Genomic DNA, 11,902 nt, shown 5'->3' on the forward strand with positions numbered 1-11,902 from the left:
GGCTACCGGCCTCGGCTGGTCATCTCTGCGCGTCGCTCGGGGTGGGCTGCGAAGATGTACTTCAGTGCGGTGCTGTCGGTGATGCCGAACACCCGCATGAGATGCACCGGGTCCGCGGTCACTCGGGCCTCGTCGAGGATGCGGTCGCGGCGTAAGGCGTTCGGCGTGACCCCGAGCTTCGCGATCATGCTGTAGAACGTCGTCATCTCGATCTGTGCGGTGTCGTCCAGTGCGGTGTGCCCTGTGATGATCAGATGGGGGTTGACGGCCTTGGGCCATCGCTGTCGGCGATGGCGGAGCCAGGCTGCGATGATCGTGTGTGTGACTTCGTCCAGGTAGACGAGGTGGGTGCCGGTCGGGCGGTGAATTCGCAGACGGCCGGCGGAAAGGTCGAGGTCCGCTGTCCGGCTGCGGGCGATCTCGGTCGGGCGAAGGCCATGGATGGCGGCTAGCACGATGATGACCTTGGCTACAGGGCGGGTCGCCCGGTCGAGAAGGCCGCGGAGCTGGTCGGCGGGAATCGCGCGGGGCAGCAGGTAGACGGCGGAGACCGTGATCCCTGCGGTAGGGTCGCGAAAGATCAAGCGCTCCTGCTTCAGTGCGCGAAACAGGCTACGGAGTGCGGTCTGCAGGGCTCGGGCGGGATGGCCTTGCCGCTGTTTGATCGCCTGGCTGACGTGGTCGCGGGTTATCTGCCGCAGGCTGTCGGCCTCGCCTGCCCAGCTGTGCAGGACCGGCAGCAGGTAGGAGAGGTAGTTGGCGACCGTGCGCCAGGAGACCGCGCGGTGCTGGCGTCTGCCCTGCCCCCGCAGGACTGCAACCCAACGGCGGGCATCGCCGACGAAAGCGTGTGGCACCTCTTCGAGTAGGCTGTGCGCGCGAATCTGTAAGGCGTCCATGTGCTTGGCGGGGTCCGGTGCCAGTAGCCGTACCGGAGATGTTCGGCACGAAAACGCTGATCGACGCGCTGAGCACCGCGATCCTGTTCGGCGCCGACGACCACGAGCACGCCGACACCCTGCTGCGGCAGCTGCCCACGCTGGCCGATCAGAGCCGGGATCGCCGCGACCGGGTCCAGGCCTGGATCGGCCGTCTCTACCCCCCACCGCCCGACGACGGCGACAGCCCGTGGGGCAGCCTGCAACCCGACCGGCTCGCCGAACGCGTCGTCGGCCTGCGCCTGCACGAACACCCCCGACTGCCCGACCCGCTGCTGTCCGCGGCAACGGCGGTGCAGCGCACCCGGCTGATCACCGTGTATACCCGTGCCGCCGCCCAACCCGCTTTCCACCGAACCCTCGACAAGCCGCTGACCGATCTGATCCTGCGTCACCCCGCCCTGCTCGCCGGACCAGCGATCGACGTCACAACCCAGGTCGAGGTCCCCGGCCCGCTCGTCGGCGCGCTACGGCAGCTGACCTCCGATCCACAGACCGGCATCGACGACTTGACGGCCATGTCCCGCAGACTTCCCAAGGCCAGCCACAACCTGGCCGAATGGGCCGCCGAACTCAACCAACGCCTTGTCGACGAGTACCGCAACCGCGTTACCACCGACCCGGCCGCGTTCCTGCCCGACCTGGCCATGTCGTTGAACAACCTCTCCGTCGAACTGGATGCGCTGGGCCGGCGGGAGGAATGCCTGGCCGCGATCGAGGAAGCCGTCCAGGTCTACTGGGAGTTGGCTGCGGTCCGCTCGGACGCGTTCCTGCCCGACCTGGCCACGTCGTTGAGTAACCTGTCGAGCGGGTTGGGTGAGCTGGGCAGGCTCGAGAAGGGCCTGGCCGCGATCGAAGAAGCCGTCACCATCCGTCGGGAATTGGCTGCGGCTCGCCCGGACGCGTTCGTGTCCGACCTGGCCGCGTCGTTGATTAACCTCTCGACGCGGCTGGGTGCGTTGGGCCAGCGTGAGGAGGGCCTGGCCGCGATCGAGGAAGCCGTCCAGATCTATCGACAGTTGACTGCGGCCCGCCCAGACGCGTTCCTGCCCGACCTGGCCATGTCGTTGAACAACCTCTCGATGCGGCAGGGCGCGTTGGGCAAGCGTGAGCAGGGCTTAGCCGCAATCGAGGAGACCGTCACCATCCGTCGGGAATTGGCTGCGGCTCACCCGGACGCGTTCCTGCCCGCCTTTGCCGCGTCGTTGGATAACCTCTCGAACCGGTTGGGTGAGCTGGGCCGACGCGACGAATGCCTGGCCGCGGTCGAGGAAGCCGTCCTGGCCTACCGGCAGATGGCCGCTCGATGGCCCGATATCTATCAGCCTGACCTCGACCGCTCGATGGCCGTGCTGGCCTGGCTGAAAAATCTCGGCGGCGAAGGCTGAACAGAAGCATCAGGGTGATAACGGCCTGTTATCGGTGCGCCGGACCGCCATCCGGGAAAGGTTGTTCGGTCTGACAGGTAGCGCGATGGTCGTTTCAGGCGACGATTTAACAATCGCTTGCCGAAGCGGTCGACAACGGCACGCGGCAAATTTGCGGGGCGAGCCATCGAGGCAATCAGGAGCATGCGCTATGCTCACTATCGTCGGCAATGTAGTGCACCGGATCGTGGCATCTGGCGCGGTTTGGCCACACGGCGTGCTGGTCGCCGAGCGGTCCCGATGGGGATTCTGCTCGATCTGGCTGCTGATGTTGCCGCGTCCGGGCGTCGCTGTCGCAGACTTCATCTACCTCCTCAGGCCGCGGGCCTGCCCTGCTCGACAGTTGAGGCACAAGGATGCAATCGGGTCGATGCAAATTGGCACTCGCGATCATGGGGTCGAGGCCGTAGCGTCCAACCCAAATGCGAACGTTACCCGTCTCGAATGTTGGCACCCCTGCGGGTGATTCCGCCACCAGCTACCTGTGGTGGCTTGCCCGGAATGCATGGCCGTCTGTCACCGGTGGTGTGGTCTTCGGCGTTCTTTGGATGATCTGCCAGGCGCTTGTGCCGGCCATCATCGGCCGGGCTATCGACGCTGGCCTGGCCAATCGCAATCCCGGCGCGCTTCTCATGTGGAGCATGGTGCTACTCGGCGCCGGGGTAGTGCAGGCGGCCGCCGGAATCGTCAGGCACCGGCTGGCCGTCTTCAACTGGCTAGCCGGGGCGTACCGGACCGTGCAGGTCGCTGTCCGGCAGGCGAACCGGCTGGGCTCGGCATTGCCGCGCCGGTTGGACGCGGGCGAGGTGGTGGCCATCGGTACGGCCGACATCAGCCACATCGGCGGCGCCCTGGACATCACCGCCCGTGGCGCTGGCTCGCTGGTCGCCATCCTGACGGTCACCGTGATCCTGCTGCAGACCTCCGTGCCGCTGGGGTTGGTGGTGGTGCTCGGCGTGCCACTATTGATGGCGGTCGTCGGTCTGCTCATCCGGCCGCTGCACCGCCGCCAGCAGGCATACCGCGCGCAACAGGGCGCGTTGACCGCCCGGGCCACGGACCTAGTCGCCGGCCTACGGGTGCTGCGCGGGGTGGGCGGCGAGCCGGTCATATCCCGGCGCTACCGCGCCGAATCGCAGCGGCTGCGCGCGGCCGGCGTCAGGGTGGCGTACGTCGAAGCGCTGCTGGAATCCGTCCAAGTTCTGCTCCCGGGCGTCTTCCTGGCCATGGTGACCTGGCTCGGCGCCCGGTTCACGCTGTCCGGGCAGATCACCATCGGCCAGCTCGTCTCCTTCTACGGGTATGCGGCGTTCCTGGTCGCGCCGCTGCGGCAGCTCATCGAGACGCTGGACAAGCTGACCCGGGGCCATGTCTCCAGCCGCCGCGTGGTGGGGATGCTGGGGGTCCATTCTGACTTGGCCGATCCGGCCCGGCCCGCTCCGGTGCCTCGCGGTGGTGAGCTGGTGGACAGGGTGTCCGGAGTGGTGGTCCGGCGCGGCCTGGTCACCGCGATCGCCGCGGCCGTGCCCGCCGACGCGGTCGCCATCACCGACCGGCTGGGCCGCTACGCGGACCCGGCGGCGGGCGCCGAACCGACGCTGGCCGGCGTACCGCTGCAGGATCTTGACCTGGCGACCGTGCGCGACCGGATCCTAGTGGCGGACAACGACGCCCGACTGTTCTCCGGCCCGTTACGCGCCGACCTTGACCCGACGGGGATCGCGTCTCAATCCACCGCTCTTTCCGTGGCTCTCGTAGCCACCGGTGCGGACGAAATCGTTGCGGCATTGCCCGATGGCCTTGATACTGAGGTGGCCGGCCAGGGGCGCAGCTTTTCCGGTGGTCAGCAACAACGGCTACGGCTTGCGCGGGCGTTGATCGCCGACCCCGAGTTTCTCATCTTGGTTGAACCGACGAGCGCAGTCGACGCGCACACCGAGGCGCGCATCGCCGATCGACTAGGTTCTGTACGGCTGGGTCGCACCACCGTCATCTGCACCACCAGTCCACTGGTGCTGGACCGCGCTGACTATGTCCTTTACGTCGAGAACGGTGTTGTGGTTGCTGAAGGAACTCACAGTGGATTGCTAGATAGCTGCTTTTCCTACGGGCGAACGGTACTCCGAGAGTGAGCAGCGTGCTGCCAGTAGCGGACACCTACCAGGTCCATCGGTACGCCTTGGCTGTGTTCCGCCGGCACCGGCGCCTACTTCTCTTCGCTGTGGGTGTGCACGCCGTAGCCGCGATTGCGGGCTTGGCTGGACCGTGGTTGTTGGGCAGATTAGTCGAGCTGGTGGTTCACGGTGCCGGTTTTGACACCACAGACCGCATCGCGGTCGCCATCGTTGCGTTCGTCATCGTGCAGGCGGTGTTGATCAGATTTTCTCATCTGGCCTCGGCCCGGCTCAGCGAGGGGGTGCAGGCCGAGCTACGCGAGGAGTTCGTGGACCGGGTGCTGGCGGTGCCGCTGTCGACGGTGGAACGGTCAGGGGTTGAAGATCTGCTCTCGCGGACGTCGCGGGACGTCGACGCGCTATCGCGGTGCGTGCGGTTCGCGGTGCCCGAAACGATGATCGCGATGCTGACCGCGACGTTGGCGGTGGGTGCACTGATCCTGGTCAGTCCACTGCTCGCTCTGCCGTTGCTGATCGCCGTGCCGATATTCACGATCCCCACTAGCTGGTACCTGCGTCGGGCCCGTCTCGGCTACCTCCGGGAGAACGCCGCCTATTCGCAGATCACTGATGGCCTCGCGGAAACCGTCGAGGGGGCCCGGACGATTGACGCTCTGCGCCGGCAAGCCGACCGGATCCGGCGCACGGACGCCGACCTGAGCCGCTCGTACCGCACGGAGCGGTACACGTTGTTTCTGCGTACGGTGTGGTTCCCCACATTGGAGGTCGGCTATGTGCTCCCAATCGTTGGATCTGTGGGCCTCGGCGGCTGGCTTTACCTGCTGGGCTGGGTCAGCCTCGGTCAGGTCGTCGCGGCGGTGCTCTACGCGCAGTTCCTGATCGACCCGATCGATCGGTTCTTTGGCTGGTTGGACGAGCTTCAGGTGGGCGAAGCCTCACTGGCCCGACTACTAGGCGTGGCGGGAACCACCAAGGAGACCGATCCGCAACAAGCCAGGACGCCGCGTATAGGCCGTATCGCGGTAAACGACGTGCGGTTTTCCTATGATGCGTGGCGGGAGGTGCTGCACGGCATCTCCCTGTTCGTCGAGCCGGGGGAACGACTGGCGATCGTTGGCCCCTCCGGATCTGGCAAATCTACGTTAGGACGGCTGCTCGCCGGGGTGGATAACCCCACGCACGGGTTGATCACGGTCGGTGGCGTGCCATTGGCGGATCTGCCGCTGCACCAGCTGCGCACCCAGGTCGCGTTGGTCAGCCAGGAAAGCCACGTCTTTATGGGCACGCTGCGCGACAACGTCGCGATAGTCCGGCCCGACTCGGAGGAGCTGGAAGTCCGCGCCGCGTTGGCCGCCGTCCACGCTCTGGAGTGGGCAGAGGCGTTGCCGGACGGTCTGGACACCGAGGTTGGCGCCGGCGGGGCAACGCTGTCGGCGGCTCAGGGGCAGCAGATTGCGTTGGCGCGGCTGGTGCTGGCTGGCCCGCAGGTGCTGGTACTCGATGAGGCGACCTCGATGCTGGACCCGCGGGCCGCCCGGGACTTGGAACGATCGCTGGCAGCGGCGTTGCGTGGCCGCGCCGTCATCACCATCACGCACCGGCTATTTTCGGCGCAAGACTCGGATCGCGTGGTGGTGGTCGAGGACGGCCGGATCACGGAGCTGGGCTCGCACGACGACCTAGTCGCGGCGGGCGGATCGTACGCCGCTCTGTGGGCGTCTTGGCATGGTGCCAGGCACCGGGAGTTGGCCGGTCCTTTGCCCGGTCGGCCAACCGGCTCCACCGACGTGATCGTCGTGGGGGATAGCGTTGGAGGCGATAAGCAGGTTCTGCGTTTCCCGGCATCAACTGATCCTTTGCGATCCGGTCCGGACGGTGAACACCAATATGTTGACTCCAGGCAGACCCGTAGTGACTCCGCTGTCCATGACACACCACACGAAGTGCTCGGCGGTCAAGGTGGGCCGGTTGCTGATCCGCGGATCGTCGATGATCAACGGTTGCTCGTCGGTCATTTCCCCTCGCACGCTCGACTGGCATCCGAGATTAGTCTCACTGTCCGGATAGCCCAGCAGCATCCCAACACCCAGCACACCCGGGTTGTGCCGCTGCGCCGGTTGCATGTCGGCGCAGAAGGTACTGATGTGAGCGTCATCGTCGAACCCGGTGCGGGGTTGGCGATCCGCAGTCCCATGGAGCAGATCATCCATGTGCCCCCCACGGGCGACTCGGATCCCCTGCGATTCGTGTTTAGCGCGAACGAGATCGATTTGCACAGACTTCACGTGACTGCCTGGGCGGGTGGGACCTTCCTCGCTGAACTCGAATTCCAAGTTTCGGTGACAGTGAGTGGGCCGCACGCTGGCACGCAGGTGAAAAGTGCTGAGATCGAGTCGGTCCGGCCGGAGTCGGGCGAGGTCACCTTGCAGGTACGCAGCGACGGAGGCCGATATACGTTTCAGCTTCTCAGTGACGTTCAACTTTTCGATCCAGTGATCGTCGAATCAATTTCCTCTGGCCCGGATGCCACCACGGAGCAGATTATCGATACGCTCCGCCAGCTTGCGCGACGTACAAGTGGCTACAATGCCGATATCGTGCGCAGACTAATGCAAAACACTGGTATCGCCCTTTGGAACAGTTTGGTGCCCGAAGCCATCCGTGAGCAGTTCTGGCAGGTGCGGTCAGGTATCACGACATTCTCCATCGCAACCGGGCTGGATACGGTGCCGTGGGAATTGTTATATCCGATAACTAAGACTCAAGACGAAGGATTCTTGATTGAACAGGTGCCGGTAACGCGCCGGGTGTATAACCAAGCCCGGTCGCGCCGCATTAACATCGGCAACGCCCGATTCGTGATTCCGCCCGGTAGCCCCAGCAATGCGGCCACAGAGATCACATCGTTGTACCGCATTATGTCCGGCGAAGGCGAGCCTGAGCTTGTTACGGATTTGACGGACCTATTGCAGCTCCTGGACGCCGGCGATCTGGGCCTGACCCATTTCGCCTGCCATAACTCCTACAAGCCCGGGGCGACCGGATCGTCGATTGCAATGGGTGATGGTGACTTCGTGCCGACACTACTGGAGCGCGCCAAGGCGACGGAGGCCCTTGCCTCGTCACACCCACTCGTGTTTATCAATGCCTGCCGCTCGGCTGGAGCTGTGCCCCATTACACGCGAATGATGGGCTGGGCACAGCAGTTCCTCGCCGCTGGAGCAGGTGCGTTCGTCGGGACCCTGTGGGATGTGCGCAGCGCCAGCGCGCAGACTTTCGCCGAAGTCTTCTACGGTCAGTTGATGGAAGGCAAGACGCTGGGGCGGGCGTCGTTGCATGCCCGCAGGGTGGCGGCTCTCAATCACGATGACCCGACCTGGCTGGCCTACAGCGTCTACGGTGATCCGAACGCCGTGCCGGGGCGGTAATGATTCTGCGATGCCAATGAAAGGATGTAAACAGATGAGTGTCGATGATGATGGAATCTCGTTCACCGAGCTAATTGGTGCAGTGAAGAGGGCTGTCAAGAAGACGAACATGTCCATTGGTGACACTCAAAGAGATCTTCGCGTCACGGAAGTGACGGTGTCGACAGTTGTCTTCGCCAAAGGAAGCGCTGGCGCCGGTGTCGAGTTGACGGTCCCTGGCGTTGGCCTAAAAATCGGTGGCAAACTGGCCCGTACGCGGGCGAACGCGCAGAGGGTTGTGGTCACGTTAGTGCCTCCGGCTCCAGGTGAGGAGATTGAGGTGCGAGGCGGCAACATTGAAGGTTCCTTAACCGATGCGATTGCCGCAATTCGTACAGCACTTGCCGCGGCCGCCGGCGGGGACGACCCTTTCGTCCTCAAGACCAGCACAGTGACTCTGGACTTTGTAGTCACAGAGTCCGGTTCGATTAAAATCGTAGGCGAAGGCGAAGCTGAAGATCAGGTTACGCAATCAGTCACACTTACGATAGGACCACCCCTTTAAGGTTTTCCGTCGAACCAATAATGCCGTCAAATAGTAGCTGTACTGCCCTCCAGTTCACTGCGCTTCTCTGCGTGCCGACAGCACACTGTTATCGGCAAATCCGGGCGGTGCTAGAGCCGTAGTTCCGTCACGCCGTGTAGTCGTGATGTCTCTACGCGGCCCGTCGGCCCGTCCGCCGAGTGCTCGTGTGCAGTTGCGTATGTTGATGGCCGTTGTGTATTTGCTGGCGTACGCGCCTCTGCACTGGAGCACGTACGCCGACAGGAAATGTCTCACCCCTGAAACTGTCGTACCCACCCGGCACCATGAGAAGTCATTACCAGACATGGATGGGAGAAGCGGGTGGCGCAGACTCGCAGCGCGGTGACAAGCGGCACTGTCTACGCGCTCAAGGACCCCCGTGACTTTCGTGTCGCCTATATCGGGGCGACCACGAAGACACTTGCTGCGCGTTTGTCCGGACATCTCAAGGACCCTGCGTCTGAGCCACTGCGGAAGTGGATTGCCGTGCTTAAGGAAGCTGGCTTGACTCCCGTCATCGAACCGCTGCGCCAGAACGTGCCGGTCGGTCGGCTGAAGGCGGCCGAGGACGCCGAGATCCACGACCGGACGCTGCGCCGTGAGCCGCTCTTGAACGTCAACGGCAAGGCAGCCGCGTTGAAGATCCTCGAAGAGCGGGCCGAAGCGAAACACCGTCGGCGGGAGCTCACCTTCTGGCGGGCGACCGCCGCGCGAATTCGCGCTGTCACGAGCCCGCTTCGTCCCGGTTTCGATACGACTGTGATCCTGTCGAACGAGACTTGGGCAGCGGTCGAGCAGGTCGCAGCGGTGCACGAAGCGATGGAGGCCGCACGCAAAGAACCACCCAGGCCGCGGCACGAGATCAACGATCCCGACAACTACCTAACCGAGAGCGCACGGTTGATGAGCGTGTTCGGGCGTGTCGTCGACGAGGCCGAGCACCTCGTCGTCGATGAGGCATACCGCCAGGTGGGGCTCGAGGATCTTTGGGGAATCTGGAAGGAGAAGGTCCACGAGTGTGTCCTAGCCACAGCCAGCACCCGCCGGTTCGCCAACCGTCAGGAAGCTGAGCGCTACCTCGCCCTGATCCGATGGTATCTAGCCGTCATCCCGCCGTGGCGGCTCCTGGCCCACCGATGCGGCATCCCGAAAGCCGGCCCAGAATTTCACGCCTGGGTCACCAATGACGAAGACGTACGCACCGCCCTACGCATCGTCGAACGGCGCGATCCCTTCGTCGGCCGTGCGGCCGACGACTTCGTCCGCGAAGGCCAGTTCGGGCCTGGCCTGCTACTCGACGTCCTCGACACCCTCACGACCGTCTACAGCCGCCGAGCCGTGCACCCAGGTGCCGCCGGCCAGGTCCTACGTCTGTTCGCGCGGCACGGCTACCTCGATGATCAGACGAAGAAAGTCTTGCTTACGGTCGATCCCGAGGCTCTCGATCGGATCTACGGACCCGACCACGGTGCCCGGATCGACACGGACCTCGACCTGGCGCCTGGCACCGGCGCCGCAGTGATCCGCCACCTCGGGACTCTGATGAAGAACAACGAAGACCTGCGTGTCCTGGTCAAGCGGGTCAACGCCCAGCTGCCCGTTGCCGCGATACCCGACCTCGACGACAACCTGGCCTGGGCGCCCGGAGCCCGGGCCGTCGTCGCCTCCCTCATTTCCGCTGGGCGGATCAAAGCGCCGCAGCCGCAGGCGACCGCCTACATCGATGCCCTACGTGCATGGTGGACACCGCGGCCGTCCGCTCAGTAGATGTCCACGGCCGACCGCCGCTACCCGCGCGGGTAGCGGTGCGAGGACGGAGAGGCGAAGCAGATATGACCGTTCCGTCGCCTCCAACGGGTGATTCCAGGACGTCACCGAACCGTCGCGCACACGAGTGTCCCGCACATGTTTGCGACGTGTTTGCGCAGTTCGGGGCGCTTATGGCCTTGACAATGGTCGGAAAACCCGACGGCACCATCATCGCCGACCGGCCCGGCTCGCCGTCGCTGGACATGCTGCGGGCCTGGCTGGACCGGTGGGAAGCGGCTGGCCGCCCTGGCGTCGACGCCTACACCGCCACCCTTGTGGCCCACGACGGCGGTGACTTTCCCGGCTGGGACCTCCGTGCTCAGCTGACCACTGCCTTAAGCACGGCGCCGGCACGAGACAACGCCGTGGCAAGCGATCCATGAGGCGACCAGCCAGGACGGGTCGACCGTTGACCGGATCTTGTGTGCGCCGGGGCCGGCGGCGACGCTGGCCCGATGGCAGGCGAGCACTACCGTGACCTGCGGTGAAGCCACGATCGGGCGACTGCCGCCGTGGCGCGGGCCGCGAACTGTCGGTGGCAGCCCATTACCTTGCGCTTTCACCTGGACAACACCTCGGGTTTCGGAAACAGAAGGAGCACAGATGACCATCGCCGTCGTGTCGACAACACGTCACCGGAAGCGCTGCGCGCCGGGCTTACGGCGCGGCTCGTCGAGCAGAACTGGATCCGCACGCCGGCAGTGCAAGCAGCGTTCCGGACGGTGCCTCGGTCCCGCGACCGCTGTCCATGGGCGGACACATTCAACAGCAGCTCGACGCCGGTAACCCCGCGTACGCCGGGCAAATCGGCGAGCCGGACGGCTACCCGCCCCGCCGCCGCGTTCATCCTCACCCACCGCCAGGCCCTGCTGACATGACGACGGTGTAGGTTCCCACTTTGAAAGGCCTTTGTAGCGTTGTTGACCTGCGGGTTTCTGCAAGTTCCCAGTGGGCCACGTCTATTTTCTCACGGCGGTGGCCCTTCAGGTTGGGTGGCGCGTCTGGGACCGCTGACCACCTTCGCGTACTGGCGCTACGGCGGCAGGCGGCTCCGTGGGCGTAAGGCTTTGCCAGGAGGCGGTCACCGATAGGGACGACGCAGAAGGGACAGCTCATCGACGAAGATGCGGTACGCCGCCGTCCCAGACGCATCGAAATAGTTCGGGGCGTGGCTCATCGAATTGCGCCAGATATCGAAGCACGCTGGTGGTGTCGCCGAATTCCGTGCCGAGCACGATTGCCTTCAGCGACCGCGGGACGTCTAGGTAGAGAGGGTTGTCAAGTTCAAGCTCAGGCGGATCGAAACGCACTTGCACGAGCCGGGTCTCCCGCTCGTGCTGCCACACAGTGCTCTTGCGACCGTAGAGCGCCGCGATAGTCCTGGCGTTAAGCAGGCGGCCGAGTGCTGTTCGCAACGAGTCAAGGTGGTCGAACTCGCCTTCAAGCGGAACCTGCAGCGGAGCATCGTGGTACTCCACATCAACGAAGCTGCTGACGCTGTTGGCACGCACCCACGTATCCGACGCCTCCGAGAACTCGGCACCCAGCGTTTCCGCGTCGAATACCAGGCAGACGCCGCGATGGCGATCGCCGTATCGAT

The 11,902-nt window shown here is 64.7% G+C and carries 8 protein-coding genes and 1 pseudogene; 7 read left to right on the plus strand and 2 right to left on the minus strand.

Features of this window, described 5'->3' with window-relative positions; genetic code table 11:
• Nucleotides 1-2: 2 nt before the first annotated feature.
• On the minus strand, nt 3-899 hold the full coding sequence (locus DMB66_RS18400; protein ID WP_125805322.1) for a site-specific integrase: 897 nt from the start codon (nt 897-899) through the stop codon (nt 3-5).
• 38 nt (nt 900-937) lie between these two features.
• On the opposite strand from DMB66_RS18400, the gene DMB66_RS18405 reads away from it, so the two are divergent.
• The 7 genes and pseudogenes from DMB66_RS18405 to DMB66_RS18430 all read left to right on the plus strand — a co-directional run bounded on the left by DMB66_RS18405 (nt 938) and on the right by DMB66_RS18430 (nt 10,685).
• Entirely contained in the window at nt 938-2,326 is a 1,389-nt protein-coding gene (locus DMB66_RS18405; RefSeq protein ID WP_125805323.1) for a tetratricopeptide repeat protein, read from the plus strand.
• Nucleotides 2,327-2,787: 461 nt separating this feature from the next.
• Complete coding sequence (locus DMB66_RS18410) at nt 2,788-4,497, plus strand: ABC transporter ATP-binding protein (RefSeq protein ID WP_125805324.1); 1,710 nt, start codon at nt 2,788-2,790, stop codon at nt 4,495-4,497.
• Nucleotides 4,494-6,230 (plus strand): annotated as a pseudogene (locus DMB66_RS63805) (ABC transporter ATP-binding protein); the annotation flags it as partial. The gene DMB66_RS18410 and the pseudogene DMB66_RS63805, both read left to right, overlap by 4 nt.
• Nucleotides 6,231-6,296: 66 nt before the next feature.
• Entirely contained in the window at nt 6,297-7,928 is a 1,632-nt protein-coding gene (locus DMB66_RS65910; RefSeq protein WP_370318691.1) for a CHAT domain-containing protein, read from the plus strand.
• A gap of 34 nt (nt 7,929-7,962) precedes the next feature.
• Complete coding sequence (locus tag DMB66_RS18420; RefSeq protein WP_125805326.1) at nt 7,963-8,472, plus strand: trypco2 family protein; 510 nt, start codon at nt 7,963-7,965, stop codon at nt 8,470-8,472.
• 525 nt (nt 8,473-8,997) lie between these two features.
• Nucleotides 8,998-10,260 (plus strand): hypothetical protein, encoded by a 1,263-nt coding sequence (locus DMB66_RS18425; RefSeq protein WP_125805327.1) that lies wholly within the window; start codon nt 8,998-9,000, stop codon nt 10,258-10,260.
• 149 nt (nt 10,261-10,409) lie between these two features.
• Nucleotides 10,410-10,685 (plus strand): hypothetical protein, encoded by a 276-nt coding sequence (locus DMB66_RS18430; protein ID WP_125805328.1) that lies wholly within the window; start codon nt 10,410-10,412, stop codon nt 10,683-10,685.
• Nucleotides 10,686-11,414: 729 nt separating this feature from the next.
• Here the strand turns inward: DMB66_RS18430 and DMB66_RS18435 are convergent.
• Nucleotides 11,415-11,902: DUF2971 domain-containing protein (locus DMB66_RS18435; RefSeq protein WP_148112746.1), on the minus strand; the 488-nt coding region annotated here is incomplete at its 5' end.

The sequence above is a fragment of the Actinoplanes sp. ATCC 53533 genome, assembly GCF_003947245.1.